This is a genomic window from Halomicrobium zhouii (genome assembly GCF_900114435.1).
GTDB classification, from domain to species: Archaea; Halobacteriota; Halobacteria; order Halobacteriales; family Haloarculaceae; genus Halomicrobium; species Halomicrobium zhouii.
The window spans coordinates 646,060-668,076 of record NZ_FOZK01000003.1; the positions used below are offsets into that span (position 1 = coordinate 646,060).

A 22,017-nucleotide genomic window follows, 5' to 3' on the forward strand; every position below is an offset into this window, starting at 1 on the left:
GGCGATGACTGCCGGCGAAACCGAGATCGCCCACGAGCGCATCGACCGCCTCCACGCGTTCGCGAAGGAGGCCGCCGGCGAGGGCCAGACCGACCGCGCCCGCGAGTACGTCCGCCGGGCTCGCAGGGTCGCGGAACGCAACCGGCTTTCCCTACCCCGCGAGTTCAAGCGCTTCACCTGCGACGCCTGTGACGCCTACCTGATCCCGGGGAAGAACGCCCGCGTCCGCCTCCAGGACGGCCACGTCGTGATAACCTGCGACTGCGGGACCCAGGCGCGCTATCCTTACCACTGAGTGTTCGAGAAGGTGCGTTTCGTGCTACTTGGGTGAGGATTGTCGCGCTCTGTCTCTCGATGACTAGCTTCGTGAGTTGAACGGGGGGTTCGTCTGAATTGCGCTGGAAGAAGCGACACCGCCACCAACCAGAAAGCCCTCGGCGGGCTCGGGTCGCGGGGACCACCCTGCGCTCCTCGCCTTCGGCTGCGGTGCTCGGGGGCCCCGGCTTCCCCGAGCCCACCTCGCCCTTTCAGTCCTCCGTCAGAGCAAGTCGTTCGAAAGGCGCGGAGCGCCTTTCGTGATGACGAGAGACCTTCGGTCTCTCGAACCACTCTGACGAGCCCTGCCTCGCTCCGCTCGGCAGGACACCAGGTCAGCACAGCACCGCAGCCCTGCCCTCCCCCTAGTCGCGAGAGCCTCGCTTTCGCTCGGCTACTCGCTCCCGGCCGACCGCCGGCGGTTGCGAAAGGACGCGTGATTCGCGCCGGACGGCGTGAATTCGGGGAGGAGTGGGGAGTCGATCGCGAGCGCCTTCATGGTGCGCGAGCGCGCCGAGGGCTTTCGACGTGTTTGGCTTCGTACTCACTGCTCGAACATCGACACCCACGGATCGATACGTAGCTCATCTGCACTGAACGGTCCAGTACACGGACATCTGAACTCGAGCCCCAGGTCAAGTGTCTATCCGTCGGCACACCCGACCAGTTGGGCAAGTGTTTAACGCCTCCAGTCGATAGAACTGGGAAGTACATGTCCAGCGACGACCGAACCCGGAAGATCCACGAACTCGACGCGACACTTCGCGTCGGCAAGAGCGGTATCGACCCTGTCGCCGACGAACTGCGCAACCAGCTCGACAACGAGAACCTCGTGAAGGTGAAGTTCCTCCGGTCCTCGCTCGGCGGGACGACGACAGAGGAACTGGCCGACGAACTGGCTGACCAGGCCAGTGCAACGGTGGTCCAGACGCGTGGCCACACGGCCGTGTTCGAATGATACTCCAGCAGAACCTCACGGGGTTCGTCGCCGAGTTGCTCGGACGGGTCCTGCCGGACGTCGTCGCCGACCCCGCCGCCTCGTTGCTCGTGTTCGTCGTCGTCCTGGTCACCATCTACCTCGTCGGCAAGGTGGCCATCATCCCGGTCGTGAACCGGTTCCTCTCGGCGCGGAACCTGGACGCCCACGCGCGGCGCCCGATCACGAAACTCGTCAACATCGCAGTCATCTTCGTCGGGATCGCCGTCGCGTTCGGGCTCGCCGACTACGGTGACTTCCTGCAGTCGCTGGCGACCATCGCCGCGGCGGCGACGCTGGCCATCGGCTTCGCGATGCAGGACGTCCTCCAGAACTTCGTCGCGGGTATCTTCATCTACACCGACCGCCCGTTCCGCATCGGTGACTGGATAGAGTGGGACGGACATTCGGGCGTCGTCGAGGACATCTCCCTGCGGGTGACGCGGGTGCGGACGTTCGACAACGAGCTCCTGACGGTGCCGAACTCCCAGCTCACCGACGGCGTCATCAAGAACCCCGTCGCGAAGGAACAGCTGCGACTCAAGTTCGACTTCGGCATCGGCTACGACGACGACATCGACAGGGCGACCGAGATCATCCTCGAGGAGGCCGACGCCCACGAGGGGATCATGGACGACCCGGCGCCCTCGGTCAGGCTCGTCGAACTCGGTGACTCCTCGGTCGGTCTCCAGTCCCGCATCTGGATCGACAATCCGAGCCGGTCGGACTTCGTGAAGGTCCGCGGCGAGTACGTCCAGTCGGTGAAGGAACGGTTCGACGCGGAAGACATCGACATCCCGTACCCGAACCGCACCATCGGCGGCGGCATCGAACTCTCGAACGTCGACGGCGTCGTCGAACCCGCCGACGACTGACGACGCACCGGTTTTCGCGAATCCGTTTTCGAACGGCCGTCAGCGGCCGGTCAGTTGCTCAGCCGACGCGTTCCGGTGGACCGTGAGTCCGACGGCCACTGCCGCCACCAGCGCGGCGACCCCGGCCAGGCCGAACCTGAGCAGGTCCGCGCCGTCTGTCAGCGACCCGACGACCGTCAACACGACGAACAGGGTGACCGACCCGGCCGCGAACGCGACCAGGAGAACGGTCAGCGTGCGTTCTGCGTCCATAGGATGGCCAGGCGGCTCTGGTCAAAGTAGTTTGTCCACGCCGGCGAGGACGTTCGAGCGAAGTCCAGACAGGTCGAGTCTGGAGTTTCGCGTCCGCCAGCGTCAGTAAATCGAGCGAACCAGGTCGACGTACGCGGTCGGTTCCGTCGGTTTCGTCAGGTACGCGTCCGCGTCGGGTGCCACAGACCTGATGGCCGCTTCCGTGGCCTGCGAGCCGGTCATTATCGCCACCGGGACGTCCTCGTAGGCGGCCTGGAGTTCGGAAAGGAGCCGTTCGCCGTCCATCGCTGGCAGGTTCCAGTCGAGCAGTATCAGGTCCGGTTCGGGCGCAGCCTCGTACTCGCCGCGCAGGTGGACGAAGTCGAGGGCTTCCTCGCCCGTCGAGACGACGTGGAGCGTCGCCTCGGAGTTCGCCTCCCGGAACCCCTCCTCGATGAGGCGACTGTCGCCGGGATTGTCCTCCACTACCAGGAGGTTCTCCGGCCGACCGGACTGCGTCGTCATAACAGCCACCTCAATATGAATAGAGATGAAAGTACCGCTTGTGTGGCCAACCCGTTCGAAACTGGGACGGAAGTCGTCTACTCGATGCGGTTCGATGCGCGGAGCGACGGCTCGACGGTGGAGAAACGGTACGAATGGCGGACGCCGGGATTGCCCGGCGTTCGGACGTGGGTAGTCCCGTTCGCCTCCTCCACCCCGCGATCCGACGAGCGCCGAGTGTCCGAGGGTTCGCTGCTCGCTTCCGCGCCTGACGAACTGCCCTCGGTAAACCGCGGCAGGACGCCCCTGCAGGCGTACTCCCGCGGACCGTCGGCCCCGGCGGACGAGGCTTCTCTGTTGGCTCACAGGGTCCACGCCCGGCAGACCGGACGCCCCCGGGTTCGGTCCCCGCTCAAGACCATAGTGCGGGCGAGGGAGGGGGGCCTAACCCCCCGACCTAGTCCACCTGAATCTCCGCCGTGCCCCCATAAGGGCCTTTCGGATACCCGATCTGTGTGGCAATCTACCACCCTGGATGGCGCCGCCTCGACGACGCGCGAAAGTCGGTTCCCGGGCTCGCCCCGACTGACACTGCGTGCTCGACGAGGCAGCGTACCGAGTGGAAGATTCTACCTGGTCAGTGCTGGAAGAAATGGGGCTGCGAACAGCCAGAGAGCGGACGCAAATCGAACGGCTGGTAAAATCGACCACACCGCGTGGTCCGGTCAGACCAGAACGAGCGCGAGGCCGAACGTCAGGGCGAGACCGACGGCGAGGACGGCGAAACCGGTGGTGACCTGGCCGAAGGTGTACTCGCTCTGGGGAGCCGTCGTCCGGAGCGGCGGTTCTCGGGAGGGAAGTTCTGGGTTCTTCGGGTCGTAGTCCGGGCGTTCCGCTTCCTCGTGGCCGTGCTCGTGGTCGGTGTCGCTCATGGTCGAGGATTCCGCGTCCGCCTACCTGTAGCTGACGGATCCGGGCCGGGGCCGACGACGACGCCGGCAGAAATGTGCTCCAAACACGACGACCGCGTCGTCCGTGAGTCGTAAGGAGAGGATACGAGTTCGTGACCGGGAGTAACGTCACGGAAACGGTTTGGTCCGGAGCTTTCGGTCGGATTACCGCGAGAAACGGTCGTCGCCCGGTTTGTGTGGTCCCGCCGTCCATCGAACGATGCGACACAGAACAGGGTACGTAACGGTAGTCGTGATAGTCGCGGTGCTCAGTGTCAGCGGCGTCGCGACGGCCACAGTCGGCGCAGCACCGGTCGGGCCGGCGGCCCAGCAACAGGCCGGTGGGTCCCAGCAACAGGCCGATGGAGCGTGCGACTACACCGCGCTCTACGAGGACAGTATCGATTCGGTCGTCTCGGTCCAGCAGGTCCGCGGACAGGGCTCCGGATTCGTCTACCAGACCGGCGGGAACGGGTCGGCGAGTTACGTCGTCACGAACGCCCACGTCGTGGGTAACGCGACGGACGTCACCGTCCAGTTCAGGGGAGGAGAGTCGCTGCCCGGCACCGTCGTCGGCACGGACGTCTACAGCGACCTGGCGGTCGTCCGGGTGAACGAGACGCCCGGCTACGTCGAAGCGCTACCCGTCGCCGAGAACCAGACCGAACACGGCGAGCGCGTCGCGGCGCTGGGCAGTCCGTTCGGCCTCGAAGAGACGATCACCCACGGCATCGTCAGCGGGCTGAACCGGTCGATGCCGACGCGGCTCGGGTTCGAGATCCCGAACGTCGTCCAGACCGACGCGCCGATCAGCCCCGGCAACAGCGGCGGTCCGCTCGTCTCCTGCGACGGTGCGGTCGTCGGCGTGAACACCGCCGGCATCGCCGCACAGGGCGCCGAGAACATCGGCTTCGCCGTCTCGTCGACGGCCGTCGAGCGCGTCGTCCCGTCGCTGATCGAGACCGGCGAGTTCACGCATCCGGCCCTGGGGATCTCCGGGACGGGCGTGACGCCGGCCATCGCCGACGCGAACGACCTCGAGAGCGACCGGGGCGTCATCGTCGCCTCGGTGAACGAGGGCGCACCCGCGGCCGAGGTACTCCAGGGAAGTGACCGCGTGGAACGCGCCGACCGGCAGTTCGTCCCCATCGGCGGCGACGTCATCGTGGCCGTCGACGGCCAGAACGTCTCGACCTCCGAGGAGCTGGCGTCGGTGCTGCTCGCAGAGACTCGCCCCGGGGACGAGGTGGCGCTCACTATCGTCCGGGACGGTGAGCGAATGACCGTCAACACGACGGTCATCGAACGGCCCGATCCGGAGGCCAGTCCGGGCCCGAACGAGGGACAGCCGTAGCCGGGAGGGCGACCCGTTACCCGGGAACGGGAACCACCGATCCGCGGCAGGATTCGGACGATTCGGACTGCTTTTGACCGTCGGCGTGCCTACCGTCAGGTATCCAATGGCCCTCACCAAGCGGATCATCCCCTGCATCGACGTCGACCTGGACGAGGACGGGAACGCCGCCGTCTACACCGGCGTCAACTTCGAGGACCTGGCCTACACCGGCGACCCCGTCGAGATGGCCCGCAAGTACAACGAGTCGGGCGCCGACGAGTTCGTCTTCCTCGACATCACCGCCTCGGCGGAGGGCCGCGAGACGATGCTCGACACCGTCTCCGCGGTCGCCGACGAGGTGTTCATCCCGCTGACCGTCGGTGGCGGCATCCGCACGCGAGAGGACATCAAGGAGACGCTCCGGGCCGGCGCGGACAAGGTCTCCATCAACTCCGGCGCCATCGCGAACCCCGAACTCATCACCGAGGGCGCGCGCTCGTTCGGGAACCAGTGCATCGTCATCTCCGTCGACTCGAAGCGCCGCTTCGACGAGCAGGGCGAGCACTACGTCGAAGTGGACGGCGAGTCCTGCTGGTTCGAGTGCACCGTCAAGGGCGGCCGCGAGGGCACCGACCTCGACGTCGTCGAGTGGGCGAAAGAAGCTGAGGAACGCGGCGCCGGCGAACTGTTCGTCAACTCCATCGACGCCGACGGGACCAAGGACGGCTACGACATCCCGCTGACGAAGGCCGTCTGCGACGCCGTCTCGACGCCAGTCATCGCCTCCTCTGGCTGCGGCGGTCCGGAGGACATGGAGGAGGTGTTCCGCGACGCGGGCGCCGACGCCGCGCTGGCCGCCAGCATCTTCCACTTCGACGAGTACTCGATTCGCGAAGTGAAAGAGTACCTGGACGAGCAGGGACTGCCGATTCGGCTGTAAGATCGGCCGAGCGACGCGAGGCCGCCTCTTCTGGCCGAATCCAACTCAGAGGTCGCTCCACTGCCCCGTCTCGGCCGACTCGTAGGCGGCGTCGATGACGCGGACGTCCTCGAGGCCGTCCCGGCCGCTCGGCCCGGGTTCGGTCCCGGTGAGGACGCAGTAGCCGAAGTAGTCGAACTCCTCTTCGACCTCGTCGTCCGGGTTACCGGTGTACTCGACGCTGAACTCGCCGCGTTCGACGATCACGTTCTGGGGGACGACGCCGCCGAAGGGGGCCGAGATCGATATCATCCCGTCCGTCCCGACGAGGCGGAGGTGGCTGCTCGCGTGCGCGTTGAAACTGGCCGTACACGAAGCCGTGATCTCGCCGGGGAACCGGAGCGTGAACGTGACGTGTTCGTCCACCTCGTCGAAGGCCGGCTCCAGCGAGCAGGTCCAGGCGTTGACCGCGACGGGGTCGCTTTCCAGGAGATATCGCGTGGTGTTGAGCGGGTAGATACCCAGGTCGACGAGCGCGCCGCCGCCGGCGAGGTCGGGGTCCAGCCGCCAGGTATCAGGGCTCGTCGTCTCCAGGACCGGGTGGGAGAAGCCGCCGTACACCTGAACGACCTCGCCGATGTAGCCGTCGGCGACGATTTCGCGGGTCCGCCTGGCCGTCGATTCGAGCTGGATGCGGTAGGCCGTCATCAGCGTCACGCCGGCGTCGGCGCAGACGTCGACGAGTTCCCGAGCGCGCTCGGCCGTGGTCTCCAGGGGCTTCTCGCAGATGACGTGTTTGCCCTGGTCTGCCGCGGCCCTGACGTACTCTCCGTGGAGCGCGTTCGGCGTCGCGACGTACACCGCGTCGTAGGCGTCGGCGACCTCGCCGCGGCGGAACTCGTCGTAGTCGACGACGTGCTCTACGTCGTAGCGCTCTGCCGTCGTCGCGGCTTTCCGGACCGATCCGCTGACCAGCGTCGTCGTCTCGCAGTACTTGCCGGCCGCGATGGCGGGGAGTGCGCGTTTCAGTGCGAAGCCGCCCAGGCCGACGACGGCCATCCTGACCGTGCCGTCGACGTCCTCACGTTCCCAGTCGCGCTGTGAGAAGGGCTGGAAGTAGTCTTCGAGGGCCATGTCGAACGTATTAGACGGCCGACAATATATGTGCGGCGCCCAGCACACGCTTCTGTGGGGCCGACCGTGAGCAGTCGACCCTGTCGAGCGGGTCGCGCGAGCGAATCGAGGGATCAGTTCGCTCTCGAACTAGAGCAGCCCGAGCAAGAAGTCCAGGACCAGGAACCCGACCGATAGCACGAGGAGGATGAGGAGCCACCCGAGGATGCCGTTGATCACGAAGGCGAACAGACGCCAGACCAGACCCAGCGAGACAGCGACGGCACTCCAGGCCCTAGACAGGATGCGCTCGTGTTCCAGACCGAACCGGATCACGCGGTCGGTCGCGTCCGCCGTCGCACCGATCACCCGATCGGCGGCGCGTAGCAGGCGGCTGTTCCGGCGGGCGATGCGAGCGAGCGCGCTGTCGGCGGCCGTCGTCACGAGGGGCGAGGGGTCCGTGGCGTGAACGGCCCGGATCGTCTCCGCCGCGCTCGAGTCGCCGACGTATCCCAGCCCGATGGTCGCCCACCGCCTGACAGTGGCCGCCTCGTCCTCCACTGCGGCGGTCTCCAGTACCGCCCGAACGTCTCCCACGGCCGGACAGTCGGCCTCGTAGAGGGCGCCCATGGCGGCCACCTGGGCGGCTCGCGCCCGTGGCGCCGACTCGACGTCGAACGCCGACCGGACCGCCGGCAGCGTGTCACAGTCACCGAGCTTCGCTACCGCGAACGCCGCGCGCTCGCGGACGACCGGATCGCGGTGGGTCAACCGGTCGACTACCGCCTGAAGGACGGACGCCTCGCCGAGGACGCCGAGCGAGTCGAGCAACTGGGCTACGACGTCGTCGTCGGTCTCGACGTCGAGTCGGTCGCGCAACGGCTGCACGCGCTCGCCCGGAGCATCGAGACTGACTGCCGCCCCCGTGAGCGGGAGACGTCTGCCCGCGACGGAACGGACCAGCCGACCGTGGTCGACACCGAGGTGACCGAGTGCGAGCGCTGCCTGCTCCCGGATCACGGGGTCGGCAGCCGAGAGTGCGTCCACACAGCGGCCGACGTCGTCGGCGGTCCCGTAGACCGCTAACAGCGAGAGTCCCTCGGCGCGCTCGCTCGTGACGTCCGTCTCGACCATCTCTATCGCGACCTCGCGGATCGATTCGCGGGCACTGGCACGCGATTCCAGCCCCAGCGAGGCGATCAGTCCCATCCGGCGCTCGAGGAGCGCCTCGGCGGCGATCGCACTGTCGCGTGGGGCAGTCTCGACGACCCAGCACAGCCGCTGGATTCTGCGCGGGCCCGTCACGTCGTCGACCGCTTCGTCGATGGCGTCGAACACGTCGTCTCGCTCGTCGACCAGATGCCGACAGAGCGTCGGGAGTGACCGCGGATCGCCGATAGAGCCGAGTGCCTCAGCGGCCGCGACACGGACTGCCGGGTGGTCGTCGTCCAGACGCGCCTCTATCGGTGCTCTCGCCTCGCTCCCGTGCGCCTCAGCGTGGGCCCGGACCGCATCTCGTCGGAGGAACGGATCCGGCGCAGATAGCGCCGCCCGGTCGGTCAGAGTGACGTCCTCGCGGACCAGTTCGGCGGCTGCGATGGACACGTCCGCCAGCGCCGCTGCGACGTCGTCGTCCTCGTACTGCGCAGTGCGGACCGCCGGCAGGGCGGACGGGTCGTCGATCGCCCCGATAGCGGCCGCGATGGCCGCCGCGTCGTCGGGACCCGAACCGCGGTCCGCGGCGTCAGCTCCGTCGTCTGCCGGCGTCGCTTCGGCCAGGGCGTCGAGGAGGCGTTCGACGGTGGAGGCGCCCGCGACGCCGTCGAGCGACCGAAGCCCGTCGCGGGCGGCACGCCTGATCGCACCGTTCTCGTCGTCCAGGTGGTCGAGCAGTGTCGGAACGCCTTCGCCCTCCGCTCCGAGACGACCTATCGCACGGAGCGCCGCCGCCGTGACCGTCGTGTCGCTCTCCCGCTCGACGAGTGCCGAGAGGGGGCCGACGGCCCGCGCGGCGTCCTGCTCGACGAGCGCGTCGATCGCATCTCGTCTCCGGCGGGGGTCCGGGTCCCGAAGCCCCCGGACCAGCTCGTTCGTCGTTGACATACGACTGGTTCCCAGCACCTCCACGGGCAGTCACCGTAAGCGTTTCACCTGACGAGCCGTTCCAGCCGCGCGTCGAGGGGTGGATGCGACGCCAGCAGACGGTCGATCCACGTTCGCCTGTCGCTGTAGCGTGGAACGTCTCCGGGCGTCGGCGTGGAGACGGCTGCGGCGGACAGAGAGACGTTGGTGAGCGCGCGCTCGACTGCCGCGGGGTCGGAACAGCACGCCAGTGCGCACTGGTCGGCGCGATACTCCCGCCAGCGCGAGACGGCCTGGGAGAGCACCAGTAGCGGCAACTGAGTGAATCCACCGAGAGCCAGCCAGAGGACCGTCGCCCGGGACGACGTCAGCACGCCGGTCGCCAGGTAGACGACGACCCCGCCGACCTGGACGGCGACGGGTGCGTGGCGCAGGACCGCCAGCCAGAGGACCGTCGCGCCCGTGACTTCGACGACGTAGCTGCTCGCGATCGCCAGGAGCGCGTCGTGCGAGCGGACGTGTCCGAGTTCGTGACCCAGGACCGCCGTCCGTTCGTCCGGCGGGAGGCGCTCGAACAGCGAGTCGCTGACGTACAGGTGCGGTCGGAGGCGGCTCTGGTCGACCATCGCGATCGGATCCGCCGTCTCGACGACGGTCACCGCCGGCATAGAAATCCCGAGGTCGCCGGCGAGCTCCCAGACGGCCGCCCTGTACTCGCTCGCGTCGGCGTCCGACACCGCTCCACGGCCCCGTTCGTCGAGTTCAGCTGCGAGCGACAGAGAGGCCTGACCGACGGTCACCGCGAGGACGAGTCCCCACAGGCCGACGAGCGGTGCTCGCTGTTCGAGCGAGACGGCCGGTAGCGCGTGGACGAGCAGGCCGACGACGCCCATCACCGCAAGCGAGAGCGGGCCGAGGACGCGATCCCACTGGCGCACGTACCGACCGATTACGGCACCCGAGATAAACGTACCGCCGGGTGGCGCCGGCGTCGGTGCCGTGAAACGAGCGGGCGCCGGCGTCGCTCGGCGGGACCGACATCAGTACGCTTTTGCACGTACTTCCCCAGAGCCCTCCAATGGAGTGGCGGTGTGAGTGGTGTGGCAAGCCCCACGAATCCGACGACCCGCCCTGTGACAACTGCGGGCACGCCAAGTTCGAGAAGGCCGTCGAGCGGGTGCCGGCGACGGCCGACGAGCCCCAGGGGTCGGTGTGGGTCTGTCCGGAGTGCGGCCGCCAGCACCAGAAGCACTCCCCGCCGTGTAGCCGCTGCGGGAACCTCGAACTCGAACAGCGTGACGTCGCGGACCTGGACGACCCGCTGGAGGACATCGGGACAGGCTGGCGGGACGTCGTCGAGGCGAAGTACGTCGCCGGTTACGTCGCCGTCGGCATCCTCGTCCTGATACTCGGGCTCGGGTTCGTCGGCGTCATCGACCTCCCGGGCATGGGCGAACCGGACATTCCCGACGCACCCGGCCAGGCCGAAACGGAGGGGAACCTCTCGCTGGCAGCGGTCGAGGACGCGTACGTCGCCGAACTCAACGAGCGACGCGAGTCAGCGGGAGCCTCGCCCCTGTCGACCGACGAGACCCTCGGCCGCCTCGCCGCCTACTACAACAAGGCCAGCGTCGACGCGATCTACGACGACGGGAGCGGCCCAGCGAGCGACGCTATCGGCCGGTTCGACCACGGGTGTGCGTCGCGACCACAGACACCCCAGCACCGAACGCTCGAAGGGCCGGACGGTACGGCCATCGTCGAGGCCGAAAGCGCCGACGCGGCCGCGTCGGCACTAGTCGAGCGAGTCGAACACGGTGACCGATTCGACGACTTGCTCGACCCCGAACACGAGAGAGTCGGCGTCGACGTCCACGTCGCGACGGACGACCGGGTGTTCGTGACGGTCGCTATCTGTTAGCCGGGATAGCGCCGGGGACGCGGCAGCGAGTACGCTCAGGTCTCGAACCCAGAACGAAGATCGAAGAACGACCGAAGACGGCCAGCGAGACGTTCAGACCGCCGCTTCGAAGGCGTCGGTGAAGTTGTCGGACTTCTCCATGACGCGTTCGGCGCCGGCCTCGAGCGCGTCGAGCGCGTCGACGTCCGTCTCGGTCTTGACGGTGAGGACCGGGTCCGTCTGGCCACCGGACTGCTCGGGGTTCATGTCGTAGGTCGCGGCGGTGACGCCGTCGGTCTCCAGGAGCGCCCCCTTCAGGACGTTCATGAACGTGTGGTCCTCGCCGGCGACCTCGATAGAGAGCATCGTGTCTTCCTTCTCGATGACGCGCAGATCCATATCAGGTGAATCGGCCCCTCGCGCGCTTGAAACCTTCGCTTCGCGACGGTCGACGGCGCCCGCCACTCCGCCGGCGCAACTGTTACCGAGTTTGCACGTAACTGGTGACACATGGACGTTCCCGAGGAGATCAGGGACGAACTCGAAGCGTGCGCCAACGTGGTCGGGACGGCGTGGGGGGAAAAGCGCGTGAACGACCAGGCCGTCGGCGAGGACGCCGTCGTCGTCCTCGTCCGGCGGAAGGTTTCCGAGGCCCAGCTCGACCCGGACGACCGCATCCCGAAGGAGGTCGACGTCGACGGCCGGCGCGTCAAGACCGACGTCCAGGAAGTCGGCGACGTGCGGGCGCAGGCGACCGCGACGCGACCGGCGAGCGAACCGGACCGCGAGCGCCGCTGGCGACCGGCACCGGCGGGCGTCTCGCTGGGCCACCCGGAGATAACCGCGGGAACACTCGGCAGTCCGGCGCTGGAGACCGAGGACGGGCAGACGGTCGTGCTGACGAACGCCCACGTCGCCGCACCGCTGGGAGTAGCCCGGGAGGGCGACGAGATACTCCAGCCCGGCCCCGCCGACGGCGGATCACCGGGTGACGACGTCATCGGGACGCTCGCGGCGGCCTCCGAGATCGCGGCGGGCGAGCCCAACACGACCGACAGTGCGATCGTGGCGGTCCACCCCGGCGACGTGTCCGACACGATACTCGGGGTCGGCGAGTTCGCCGGCTTCACCGGGCCCCGGACGGACGCCACGTACACCAAGAGCGGCCGGACGACCGGCGTGACCACGGGCGAGTTGCGGGCCCGCGACGTCCGCATCCGCGTCGGTGGCTACCACGACGAGCCCACGGTGTTCGAGGGCGTCGACCTGTTCGGCCCGATGAGCGCCGGCGGTGACAGCGGCAGTCTGGTGGGCATCGTCGACGGCGGCTTCCGGGCGACCCACCTGCTGTTCGCGGGTAGCGACCGCGCGACCATCGCCACCCCGATGGACGCCGTCGAGGCCGAACACGGGGAACTGACGCCCCACAGAGACGTGGGCGGTGATGGAGGGAGTGGCGACGGCGGGGAGAACGGTACCGATGGGAATGACGACGGCAGGGACGGCGACGGGAACGGCGATAGCGGTGGAGACGGCGGAGAGAACGGTACCGATGGGAATGACGACGGCAGGGACGGCGACGGGAACGGCGATAGCGGTGGAGACGGCGGAGACGACGGCGCGACACTCGCCGAAGCGGTCGGCCACCGCCTCCAGAGCGCGTACGGCGCCGACGCCGTGACGACCGGATCCGACGTCGAGTACCGCGTCACGGGCGCCGTCCAGATGGCGGTCGCCGTCGCAGACGGCGCGGCAGATCTCGCCGCGGCGGCCGGCCGAGCGATCGCCGCCACCGACGGCGGCGATATCCCCGTGCTCGCCTACCCCGCGAACGTGGACAGTCCGGTCGTCGAACGGATCGGCAACCGGGTCGCCCTCCTGCCGGTCGAGGCGGCCTAGAAGCGGTGTGATTCGCGCGGGCGGCGGTCAGACGACCGCGTACACCATCAGCAGGGCGAAGTACAGGAGCACGAGCGTTCCCAGGGCCTTCAGCCGGAACCGGCGGAGGTCGGCCTCCTCGTCGGCGTGGGCCTCGCGGAACGCCGCGATCTCGTCGTCGTCGAGGTCGCCCGGGTGGGACTGCCCGCGGTGGAGGGCGAGCCACGACTCGCGGGCGAACGGCCGACCGCAGTGCTCGCACTCGTACACCGGGAGGTCGGTGCGTAGCTCGTACTCCTCAGCAGACCGGTCGGACGCGTCAGGTTCGCGGTCGGTGACAGTCTCGGTCATAGGTAAGGGGGCTCGATAACGGGCTGGGAGAGTATCCAGAGGCTCGTCATCGTGTACAGCACCATCACGGCGATGAAGGGGTACTGCGACCGGATCGCCTGCAGGCGACTCGGGAAGCGGTCGTAGGCGCTCGCGTGGGCGACCCAGATGGCCAGCAGGTGGCCCAGGATGATACTCGCCAGGCCCACGCCGCCGAACCAGTCGGGGAGCGAGAGCGTCAGCACCGTCCCCGAGGCCGTGAACGGGTCGAAAAAGGACTCGACCATCCCAGGCGAGAGGCGGAGGAAGTAGCCCAGGTAGTGCGCGAGGTGGTAGCCCGCCGCGATGGCCAGCAGCGGCGGCGCGAACCGGTGGGCGAGTTCCGCACGCGAGACGTGGGCCTCCGAGAGGTCGCGGCTCGCGCCGACGGCGAGCCGGTAGACCCAGTAGAAGACGAGAAAGCCCACCGCCATAGCAATCAGGTAGACCGCGCGCGCGGCGAGATCGGAGACCCCGAGCGGGCGGAGCAGCGCCCGCCACGCTGGCGTGGAAACCAGGCCGTCGAACGTCGTCGCCCACAGCAGCGCGACGACGAACGCCACCTCGTCGCGGCCGTCGACGAGTCGGGGCTCCGACAGCGCCGTCCCGGGGAGACGGAGCCGGAAGCCGCTCCCATCGCCATCGCCGTCGGTGCCGTCGGTGGCGTCGGTGCCGTCGTCACCGTCTCGGTCGAACGCGACCGGCGCGACGCGGCCGTAGTACCGGAAGACGCGCGAGACCGGGTCGGCTCGATCGAACCAGCTGGTTCCGTAGTAGAGCGCGCCCGCGAGCGTCACCACGGAGTAGGCGACGGCGAGGGTCGCGATGAAGACGGGCGGCGTCAGGGTGTCGGCCAGCGCCGCGGGCGGGCCGACGACCTCCAGGTAGACGAGCGCGAGCAGGCCGACGACGGCCGGCCAGGCCCCGTAGCGGACAGGGTACGGCCGGTCGAGCGACGGGAGCAGACCGGCCATCGTCCGCCAGGGGTTCAGCGCGGGCCACCAGTTGCCCACGAGGTAGGTGGTCATCGTGAACCCGGCCCACCAGCCGACCCACACGAGCAGGTAGCCGGCGTTCTCGACGGCCTCGGACGGACCGAGGAAGCCGACCACGACGACGGCCGCCAGGCCGGCGACGCCGAGGAGCGAGACCGCGCCCGCGAGGATGCGACGGCCCGGGACCGGAAACTCGCGGCGCCAGTCGTGGATCGCAGCGATGAACGACCGGTCGGTGACGAAACTCGCGAGCAGGAACGAGGCGCCCACGGCGGCCCCGCCCGTCGTGAGGAACAGCCACGTCGGGACCACGAGCGAGTCGCGCGCACCGGCGTCGAGGCTCCCACCGTGGGCGCTGGCCCGGCCCGCGAGCGTTACCCCGGCCACCAGCAACGCGAGACCGAGACGGCGGCGACGATCCATCGGCGGCGATTCGTCCTCCTGGTGTGTGTACCCATCGATCTGCGGTCGCGCAGACGCACTTGGATGCCTTTTTAGTAGTCGAATCGCAAGATGACCGTATGACTGTTGCCGAAGATTCAGCGGAGGATCACGGCGGGCACCACCTCCCGGCCGTCGAGGACTGGCCCCAGGGGTTCGGCGAAGCGAGCTGGTGGCCGTTCATCACCGCCGCGGGCGCGGCGGGCATCTACCTCGGCGCGGCGCTGTTCGTCCTCTCGATGGCCGAGGAACCGCTCGTATCCTCGATGGTCGCCGGCGCCACCACGGTCGGCAGTGTCGGCCTCTTCCTGGTCGGGCTGTACGGCTGGCTCTACCACGCCTTCGTCGTCAACTTCTGGGAGGGCGGCACCGACCGCCACTCCGACCGGACGCTCCGGTTCGCGATGTTACTGTTCCTCGTCACCGAAGTGGCGACCTTCGGCGCGGGCTTCGTCTACTACTTCTTCATCCGCGGCGGTGCGGTCTGGAGCGCCGACCTGCTGCCCCACGGCGGCGTCACCGGCCCGCTCGTCTTCGTCAACACCGTCATCCTGATCATCAGCTCGATCACGCTCCACTACAGCCACGTGGCGCTCCGGAAGAACGACCGTCAGCGCTACATCAACCTGCTGGCCGCCACGCTCCTGCTCGGAATCGTCTTCATCGGCGGGCAGGTGTACGAGTACTACGAGTTCATCGTCCACGAGGGATACACCATCGCCGAGGGCGCGTACGCGAGCGCGTTCTACGGGCTGACGGGGCTCCACGGCCTCCACGTCTCGATGGGCGCCGTCCTGCTTGGCATCGTCTTCGTCCGGTCGCTCTACGGCCAGTACTCCAGTGACCGACACACCTCCGTCTCGACGGTGTCGATGTACTGGCACTTCGTCGACGTCGTCTGGGTGTTCCTCGTCGTCGTCCTCTACGTCGGGACGGCCGTCTTCTAGACCGGTTCACATCGGTCATCGGACAATATACGCGCCGTCTGCGGGTTTTCTGAAAGTCGTCACTGGTCTGAACAAACCTAACAGTTATTCCACCGGCGCTCAACGGGTACTTCTCATGGGGGTAGAAACGACGCAACACACGGGGATCGGTGGAACGCTCTTCAAACTGTATACGAAGTACGTCAGTGAGCCGGAGTCGACCAAACACGTCTACGGCTACACGTTGCTGGTGGTGGGCTACCTGCTCGCGATGGGCGGCATCGGGCTGTACCTGCTCGGACCCTCCGAGGGGAACAGTGCGATGGCCTACCTCGTCCAGGAGATCGCCATCACGCCGGCCGCCATCGGGCTCGTGGCGACGCTGCTTGGCATCGTCCTGATGCTGCCAGTCAGACGGCGCGGGACGATCCTCGCTATTTTCGGCGCGCTTCTCTGTCTCGTCGCGATCGGCTGGTTCACCGTTGCGTATCCGAACGACTGGTCCCAGGGAGCCAGTTACAGCGACCAGATCATCCCCATCTACACCACTGGCCTGGCGCTCGTCGCGGGCGTCGTCGTGATGGTGCCCGTGGTGACGGGCGAACGCAGTTACTTTTCGGAGACGACGGCTGGCCACGAGTACGACCACCCGGACATCATGATCGGCGAGACCGATCGCGGCGGTCTCTTCGCCGTGTTCAAGCGCGGTACGGAGTGGACCTGGCGCCTCATCGACCAGAGCGCGGTCGCCTCCAGTACCGAGGAGTTCCTCTCGCGCATCGAGGCCGAGGATCGCGTCGACGCGGTCAAGGAACAGGTCGCCGCCGCCGGGCTCCTGGAGATCAAACACGCCGCCTTCAGGCTGTACGAGTCCGGCTCGGACGCCTGGCAGTGGTACCTGATGCACGAGGACGGCTCCGTCCTCGCCGAGGGCGGCCGGGACTTCGACTCGCGCGACGGGGCCGAAGACTCCATCAACGCGATGAAGGACCACGGTGCCGACGCCGACGTCTTCGTCCTCGACCGGGCGGGCTACGACTGCTTCCAGGAGAACGGCGAGTGGGGCTGGCGCCTCATGGACGAGGACCGGACCACGCTCGCCCGCGGCGCCGAGACGTACTCGGCCCACGGGAGCGCCGTCGACGGTATCGAGGAGTTCCGCGCGCTGACGGCCGACGCCACCGACCTGGTCATCGAGTCCTACGGCGTCGAACTCGTCCCGCAGGACGACGAGTGGGCCTGGCGGCTCCGCGACAGCGGCCACCAGAACATGGCGGTGAGCGCCGGGGCCTACGAGTCCAAGGGCGTCGCCGAGGACGCCGTCTACGACCTGCTCGCGGACATTCCAGACGCGAGCATCGTCGAGGCCGGCGAGCCGACCTACGACGTGTTCGACCGGAACGGCGAGTGGGGCTGGCGCCTCGTCGACGACGGCGCCGCCGTCGCGACCGGCCACGGCGACAGCCGCGGACAGTCGGACGCGACCGGGCAGGCCGAACAGATGCGCGCACACGCCGCAGCGGCCGACGTCGTCGAGATCGAGGACCTCGATTTCGAGACGTACGAACGCGGCGGCTCCTGGCACTGGCGCCTCGTCTCTTCCGACCGCGAGGTCCGCGCCAAGAGCACGGAGCGCTACGACACCGAGGAGGAAGCCGCAGCGAACGTCGACCGCGTCCGCGAGGAGGCGCCCGACGCCGACCTCATCGAGTTCGACAACGCCGCCTTCCAGGTGTACGAGGCCGAAGAGGGCGCCTGGCGCTGGCGGCTCATCGACGAGGACGGCAACGTCCTCTCCGACAGCGGCCAGGGCGAGTACGAGTCCAAGGACGGTGCGATGGGCGCGATGACGACCCTGAAGGAACACGCCCCAGACGCCGAGCACCTCGAGATCGAGAACACCGCCTTCGAGATCTTCCAGGACGACGAGGGCTGGGGCTGGCGCCTCGTCGACGACATCGGCGACACCATCGCCGAGGGCGGCGACCGCCACGAGACCGAGGAGGGCGCCCGCAACTCCATGGACAGCCTCGTCACCACCGTCCAGGAGGCCGACAAGCGCGCCATGGGCGCCGGCATCTTCCAGGTGTACGCCGACGCGGACGACGAGTGGTGGTGGCGCTTCGTCCTCCCCGACGGGACGACCATCGCAGACGCCCCCGAGAGCTTCGGGACGCGACACGCCGCCGAGGACGCCATCGAGGGTATCCAGGCGATCGCGGACACCGCGGCCGTCGAGACCATCGGCGACCTCGCCATCCTGCTCCAGCCAGAGGACTGGCACTGGGAACTGGTCGACCACGACCGCGAGCAGATCGCCGTCGGCGCCCTCCAGTACGAGGACCGCGACGCCGTGACCGAAGTCGTCGAGGACCTCCAGCGAAACGCGAGCGAGACCACAGTGTACGAGATTCGCCAGGCCGCCTTCGACTGCTACCGGAGCGACGACGGCTGGACCTGGCGCCTCATCGACGCCGACCACGAGGTCGTCGCGACGTCGCCGTCGACGTTCGACAGCCTCGCAGACGCGGAGGACGACGCCGCCACCGCCCGCGAACTCGGGATGGAGGCGGAACTCGTCGACTACGACGACGTCGCCTTCGAGCTGTTCCAGGACGAAGACGGCTGGACCTGGCGCTTCATCGACGAACACCAGCGCGTCATCGCCAAGGGTGCCGGCCGCCACGAGAGTCGGTCCGCCGCCGAGGCAGAACTCGACGACGTCCGCGCGCACATCGCGGAGGCGAGCGTCATCGAGATCGATTCGGCCGCCTTCGAGTTCCACCAGGGCGACGACGGCTGGCGCTGGCGCCTCGTCGACGAGTCGGGCTCGGAACTCGCCGAGAGCATCGCGACGTTCCCGACCCGCGCCGAGGCCCAGGAGGAACTCTCCGTCGTCAAGGAGTACGGCCCCGAATCCGAGATCTCGATCGCCGAATAACTGCCTCGCGCTGGTTTTCGTTCGCCGTTCCCTGCGCCGTGTTCCGCCGTCGAATCGCGATTTCGATTCCGATAGCCGCGCCCACAGCTTGAAGCCGGCCCTTCTCCTTGCACCGTCAATGACCCAGCTGGACGTCACAGACGGCTTCGACGTGCACGAGTACCGCCACGGCCTCAAGCTCCTCACGGAAGACCGCGGCCAGATGCACCTCGCGAACCGGAACGAGTTCGGCTGTCCCGCCTGCGGCGAGCCGTTCGACCGTCTCCTCGTCTCTGAGAGACGGCAGAACACATTCGGCAAGCCCGACAGCCCGTTCTGCGTCGTCCGGACCGACGACGAGTTGCTGTTGCTGACGCACTGAGCGAGTCCCGGGACAGAGCGCGGCCCCGACAGCAGGGACGGGCACGTATCCGGCAACCAACGGACAGTAAATGCTTATGCGGCTGTCCCGTGAACGATCGATCGTGAAGGATGGTACCACTAGACAGGAACGGTGGACTCGGGCAGCGATCCGAGGACCGCGAGACGCTGGGCTCGCTCGAATACTTCTCGACGGGAGCGCTCAGCCTCGCAATTAGCTGGCTCTGTCTGGCGGTTCTCTACGGCTGGATCGTTGCACTGGTCCAGCCGCTTCACGTCCTCTCGACGACGGCGCTGGTGGTCGCGTTCCTGACGCTCTGGGCGGCGACCTGGCTCGTTCTCGACATCGTCTGGGGCTGGCAGAGCGGCCGCCTCTCGGAGGCGTGAGAAGTCTACTTCAAATCCCCCGTGGCTTTCGCTGCTCACGAGTTGTTCGCAGCAGAAAGCCGAAGGGGGGATTTGAACGACGCCGAGACTGCTCGCTTCGTTGCGCGTCTCGTCTACTTCAAATCCCCCCACAGAAGTCTCTTTTTGACCTCGTGTTACTCGGTCAAAAAGAGCCGGAGGGGGGATTTGAACCCCCGACCTAATCCTTACGAAGGATTCGCTCTACCAGTCTGAGCTACTCCGGCCCAATGGGCTCGCAACCAATGAATTGTCCGGCGATAACCGCAATAAGGATTGCGACTCGGGGCCGGTTAGCGAGTGAGTCGCACGTCCATGACCACGTTCTGCTCGTGGGGCGCGTAGGACCTGACGGGGTGACGAGTTTCGACCGTCACGTCGTACTCCGATTCCGCGGCCTCGCGGATCGCCCGTTCACCGGGACCGAACAGGTCGTCCTCGTGCTGGATGTCGTAGTAGTGAATCACGCAGTCGTCCCCCGCGAGTTCGACTGCCGTGTCGAGGAACTCGTCGGCGCTGTGAGGGAGGTTCATCACGATCCGGTCTGCCCAGTCCACGTACTCCGACGAGCCCGCGACAACGTCGCGGACGTCCCCCCGGATCGCGGTGATCCGGTCTTCGACGCCGTTTCTCTCTGCGTTCTCGCGGAGGTACTCGATGGCCGCCTCGTTGACGTCACAGCCGACGCACTCCGCGCCGCGCGTTGCGAACGGTATCACGAACGGGCCGACGCCGGCGAACATGTCGAACGCACGCTCGCCCTCGCTGACCTGCTCGACGACGCGGTGGCGCTCGGTGGCGAGGCGAGGCGAGAAGTACACCTTCGCCAGGTCGATGGCGAACTCGCAGCCGTACTCGCGGTGGACCGCCTCCGTACCGTCCCCGGCGAGTATCTCCCAGTCGCGCACGCGCGTCTCGCCCTTTATCTTCGAGGCACGGTTGAGGACTGTCCGGACCGGCAGGTCCGAATCCATCAGCGCGTCGGCGAGCGCGGCGGCTCGTTCGGGGTCGTCCTCGTCGACCACGATCACGTCGCCGATGCGCTCGTAACTCGCGGTGAAATCCACCAGGTCGCCGGGCATCGTCTGCGTCTCGCGCACCGGGAGGTCACGGGCGACGACGTCGAGGTCCGCGGGCACCGACGCCGGGTCGGTCACCGGGATGTAGAGCCACCCGTCCTCGACGACGATGTCGTAGCCGTCCTCGACGAGGTCGACCTCGGCCAGTCGCTGGCGCGTCTCCTCGCCAGCCTCCCTGTCGACCCGGACGCACTGCACGCTCATACACTCTCTTCGCCAGCGACCGGCGGTAAGGCTGACGCTTCGCGTCCTTTATACCCGGCCCCGACCGATCCGGCGTATGCTCACCTTCGTCGGACTCGGCCTCTACGACGAGCGCTCCATCACCGTCGAGGGCCGCGAAGCCCTCCAGACGGCCGACCAGATATTCGCCGAGTTCTACACCAGCAAGCTCGTGGGGACGGACCTGCAGCGACTCGAATACTACCACGACGCCTCCTTCGAGATCCTCGACCGCGCCGGCGTCGAACAGGACCCCGAGCCAGTCCTCGAGGCCGCCGAATCGGAGGACGTCGCGTTCGTCACGGCCGGCGATACGATGATCTCGACGACCCACGTCGACCTCCGCCTGCGCGCCCACGAACGCGGGATCAGGACCCGAATCGTCCACGGGACCACCGCCCAGACGGCCGCCTCCTCGCTCACCGGTCTCCAGAACTACCGCTTCGGCAAGGAAACGACGCTCCCGTTCCCCGACGCCCACGGCGGAGGCGACGTCCCCGACAGCGTCGTCGATACCATCGAAGACAACCGTGACCGAAACCTCCACACGCTCGTCTACCTCGACATCAAGGTCGACGACCCCCACTGGGACGGTGACGAGGAGTTCATGCGGGGCGACCAGGCGGCCTCGCTGCTCGCCGACGAGTTCGGTTCATACCTCGGCGTCGTCGTCGCCCGCGCCGGGAGCGCCAACCCCGTCGTCGCCGCCGACCGCATCGACCACCTCGCCGACGAGGACTTCGGCCGACCGCTCCACCTGCTGATCGTCCCCGGCAACCTCCACGACATGGAACGCGACGCGCTCGTGGAACTCGGTGATGCTCCGGACGACGTGGTCTGATTCACGGTCGCCGTGAGTGTTGGATTCGTCAGTTCACCTGCTCCTCCTTCTGTGCTCGTTCACTGGTCAATACAGATCAGCTACGTATCGATCAGTGGATGCCGAGATTGACGCTCTTCGCACGGTCACAAACACGTCGAAAGCCCTCGGCGCGCTCGACGCGCCCTGTGCGGGATATCCTCGCTCCTCCGTCGCTCGGATAGGGCCCGCGCAGGCCACGCGACCGCACCTCGCCCTTTCAGTCCGCCAGGCACAGCCTCGCTCGTGCGATGAAACGCACTCACGATTGACTCCGCCACCCCTCCCCGGTCGCTCGCCGTCCGGCGAGCGACACGCGTCCTGACCGCCCTGTAACCGCT

Annotated in this window: 22 protein-coding genes, 1 tRNA gene and 1 other RNA gene; 12 read left to right on the forward strand and 12 right to left on the reverse strand. The window is 67.7% G+C overall.

Features of this window, described 5'->3' with window-relative positions; genetic code table 11:
• Nucleotides 1-4 precede the first annotated feature (4 nt).
• The 3 genes from BM337_RS16945 to BM337_RS16955 all read left to right on the forward strand — a co-directional run bounded on the left by BM337_RS16945 (nucleotide 5) and on the right by BM337_RS16955 (nucleotide 2,166).
• Nucleotides 5-295, forward strand: coding sequence for a ribonuclease P protein component 4 (locus BM337_RS16945; protein ID WP_089818087.1), 291 nt, complete (start codon nucleotides 5-7; stop codon nucleotides 293-295).
• A gap of 732 nt (nucleotides 296-1,027) precedes the next feature.
• A complete protein-coding gene (locus tag BM337_RS16950) occupies nucleotides 1,028-1,273 on the forward strand; it encodes a YhbY family RNA-binding protein (RefSeq protein ID WP_089818089.1) in 246 nt (81 codons plus the stop codon).
• The gene (locus tag BM337_RS16955; RefSeq protein WP_089818091.1) at nucleotides 1,270-2,166 is read left to right on the forward strand and encodes a mechanosensitive ion channel family protein; all 897 of its coding nucleotides are present in this window, start codon (nucleotides 1,270-1,272) and stop codon (nucleotides 2,164-2,166) included. Before BM337_RS16950 ends, BM337_RS16955 begins: the two co-directional genes overlap by 4 nt.
• 39 nt (nucleotides 2,167-2,205) lie before the next feature.
• Here the strand turns inward: BM337_RS16955 and BM337_RS16960 are convergent, their stop codons facing one another.
• The 4 genes from BM337_RS16960 to BM337_RS16975 all read right to left on the reverse strand — a co-directional run bounded on the left by BM337_RS16960 (nucleotide 2,206) and on the right by BM337_RS16975 (nucleotide 3,833).
• Nucleotides 2,206-2,418, reverse strand: a complete 213-nt coding sequence (locus BM337_RS16960) for a hypothetical protein (RefSeq protein WP_089818093.1) — start codon at nucleotides 2,416-2,418, stop codon at nucleotides 2,206-2,208.
• A gap of 102 nt (nucleotides 2,419-2,520) precedes the next feature.
• The gene (locus tag BM337_RS16965; RefSeq protein WP_089818095.1) at nucleotides 2,521-2,922 is read right to left on the reverse strand and encodes a response regulator; all 402 of its coding nucleotides are present in this window, start codon (nucleotides 2,920-2,922) and stop codon (nucleotides 2,521-2,523) included.
• Nucleotides 2,923-3,057: 135 nt separating this feature from the next.
• An RNA gene (gene ffs, locus BM337_RS16970) (signal recognition particle sRNA) lies at nucleotides 3,058-3,369 on the reverse strand.
• 257 nt (nucleotides 3,370-3,626) lie between these two features.
• Nucleotides 3,627-3,833, reverse strand: coding sequence for a DUF7550 family protein (locus BM337_RS16975; protein WP_089818097.1), 207 nt, complete (start codon nucleotides 3,831-3,833; stop codon nucleotides 3,627-3,629).
• A 238-nt stretch (nucleotides 3,834-4,071) separates the two neighbouring features.
• Here BM337_RS16975 and BM337_RS16980 point away from each other — a divergent pair, with 238 nt between their 5' ends.
• Complete coding sequence (locus BM337_RS16980; protein WP_089818099.1) at nucleotides 4,072-5,205, forward strand: S1C family serine protease; 1,134 nt, start codon at nucleotides 4,072-4,074, stop codon at nucleotides 5,203-5,205.
• A gap of 106 nt (nucleotides 5,206-5,311) precedes the next feature.
• Entirely contained in the window at nucleotides 5,312-6,127 is an 816-nt protein-coding gene (hisF, locus tag BM337_RS16985) for an imidazole glycerol phosphate synthase subunit HisF (protein ID WP_089818101.1), read from the forward strand.
• A gap of 45 nt (nucleotides 6,128-6,172) precedes the next feature.
• Here hisF and gfo6 read toward each other — a convergent pair whose 3' ends face one another.
• The 3 genes from gfo6 to BM337_RS17000 all read right to left on the reverse strand — a co-directional run bounded on the left by gfo6 (nucleotide 6,173) and on the right by BM337_RS17000 (nucleotide 10,239).
• The gene (gene gfo6, locus BM337_RS16990; RefSeq protein ID WP_089818103.1) at nucleotides 6,173-7,240 is read right to left on the reverse strand and encodes a D-xylose 1-dehydrogenase Gfo6; all 1,068 of its coding nucleotides are present in this window, start codon (nucleotides 7,238-7,240) and stop codon (nucleotides 6,173-6,175) included.
• A 129-nt stretch (nucleotides 7,241-7,369) separates the two neighbouring features.
• Complete coding sequence (locus BM337_RS16995; protein ID WP_089818105.1) at nucleotides 7,370-9,322, reverse strand: HEAT repeat domain-containing protein; 1,953 nt, start codon at nucleotides 9,320-9,322, stop codon at nucleotides 7,370-7,372.
• A gap of 44 nt (nucleotides 9,323-9,366) precedes the next feature.
• A complete protein-coding gene (locus tag BM337_RS17000) occupies nucleotides 9,367-10,239 on the reverse strand; it encodes a M48 family metallopeptidase (RefSeq protein ID WP_089818107.1) in 873 nt (290 codons plus the stop codon).
• A gap of 140 nt (nucleotides 10,240-10,379) precedes the next feature.
• Between BM337_RS17000 and BM337_RS17005 the strand changes: the two genes are divergently transcribed.
• The gene (locus BM337_RS17005; protein WP_089818109.1) at nucleotides 10,380-11,222 is read left to right on the forward strand and encodes a CAP domain-containing protein; all 843 of its coding nucleotides are present in this window, start codon (nucleotides 10,380-10,382) and stop codon (nucleotides 11,220-11,222) included.
• A gap of 93 nt (nucleotides 11,223-11,315) precedes the next feature.
• On the opposite strand, the gene BM337_RS17010 is transcribed toward BM337_RS17005, so the two are convergent.
• A complete protein-coding gene (locus BM337_RS17010; protein WP_089818111.1) occupies nucleotides 11,316-11,600 on the reverse strand; it encodes a DNA-directed RNA polymerase subunit L in 285 nt (94 codons plus the stop codon).
• Nucleotides 11,601-11,711: 111 nt separating this feature from the next.
• On the opposite strand from BM337_RS17010, the gene BM337_RS17015 reads away from it, so the two are divergent.
• The gene (locus BM337_RS17015) at nucleotides 11,712-13,100 is read left to right on the forward strand and encodes a chymotrypsin family serine protease (protein WP_089818113.1); all 1,389 of its coding nucleotides are present in this window, start codon (nucleotides 11,712-11,714) and stop codon (nucleotides 13,098-13,100) included.
• A gap of 27 nt (nucleotides 13,101-13,127) precedes the next feature.
• Here BM337_RS17015 and BM337_RS17020 read toward each other — a convergent pair whose 3' ends face one another.
• Together BM337_RS17020 and BM337_RS17025 are read right to left on the reverse strand one after the other, a co-directional pair.
• Entirely contained in the window at nucleotides 13,128-13,430 is a 303-nt protein-coding gene (locus BM337_RS17020; protein WP_089818116.1) for a C2H2-type zinc finger protein, read from the reverse strand.
• A complete protein-coding gene (locus BM337_RS17025) occupies nucleotides 13,427-14,866 on the reverse strand; it encodes a hypothetical protein (protein ID WP_089818118.1) in 1,440 nt (479 codons plus the stop codon). Before BM337_RS17025 ends, BM337_RS17020 begins: the two co-directional genes overlap by 4 nt.
• 98 nt (nucleotides 14,867-14,964) lie before the next feature.
• On the opposite strand from BM337_RS17025, the gene BM337_RS17030 reads away from it, so the two are divergent.
• The 4 genes from BM337_RS17030 to BM337_RS17045 all read left to right on the forward strand — a co-directional run bounded on the left by BM337_RS17030 (nucleotide 14,965) and on the right by BM337_RS17045 (nucleotide 19,498).
• Entirely contained in the window at nucleotides 14,965-15,831 is an 867-nt protein-coding gene (locus tag BM337_RS17030; protein ID WP_089818120.1) for a cytochrome c oxidase subunit 3, read from the forward strand.
• A 115-nt stretch (nucleotides 15,832-15,946) separates the two neighbouring features.
• The gene (locus BM337_RS17035; protein WP_089818122.1) at nucleotides 15,947-18,751 is read left to right on the forward strand and encodes a DUF1508 domain-containing protein; all 2,805 of its coding nucleotides are present in this window, start codon (nucleotides 15,947-15,949) and stop codon (nucleotides 18,749-18,751) included.
• A gap of 118 nt (nucleotides 18,752-18,869) precedes the next feature.
• Nucleotides 18,870-19,112 carry a DUF7385 family protein gene (locus tag BM337_RS17040; protein ID WP_089818124.1) on the forward strand — a complete coding sequence of 81 codons (243 nt, stop codon included), beginning with the start codon at nucleotides 18,870-18,872 and terminating at the stop codon, nucleotides 19,110-19,112.
• Between the two features lie 110 nt (nucleotides 19,113-19,222).
• Complete coding sequence (locus BM337_RS17045) at nucleotides 19,223-19,498, forward strand: hypothetical protein (RefSeq protein ID WP_089818126.1); 276 nt, start codon at nucleotides 19,223-19,225, stop codon at nucleotides 19,496-19,498.
• 171 nt (nucleotides 19,499-19,669) lie between these two features.
• Here BM337_RS17045 and BM337_RS17050 read toward each other — a convergent pair.
• Both BM337_RS17050 and BM337_RS17055 read right to left on the reverse strand, forming a co-directional pair.
• Nucleotides 19,670-19,743: transfer RNA gene (locus BM337_RS17050), tRNA-Thr, on the reverse strand.
• 66 nt (nucleotides 19,744-19,809) lie between these two features.
• The gene (locus BM337_RS17055; protein ID WP_089818128.1) at nucleotides 19,810-20,799 is read right to left on the reverse strand and encodes a class I SAM-dependent methyltransferase; all 990 of its coding nucleotides are present in this window, start codon (nucleotides 20,797-20,799) and stop codon (nucleotides 19,810-19,812) included.
• A 76-nt stretch (nucleotides 20,800-20,875) separates the two neighbouring features.
• On the opposite strand from BM337_RS17055, the gene dph5 reads away from it, so the two are divergent.
• Nucleotides 20,876-21,658, forward strand: a complete 783-nt coding sequence (gene dph5, locus BM337_RS17060; RefSeq protein ID WP_089818130.1) for a diphthine synthase — start codon at nucleotides 20,876-20,878, stop codon at nucleotides 21,656-21,658.
• Nucleotides 21,659-22,017: the final 359 nt, after the last annotated feature.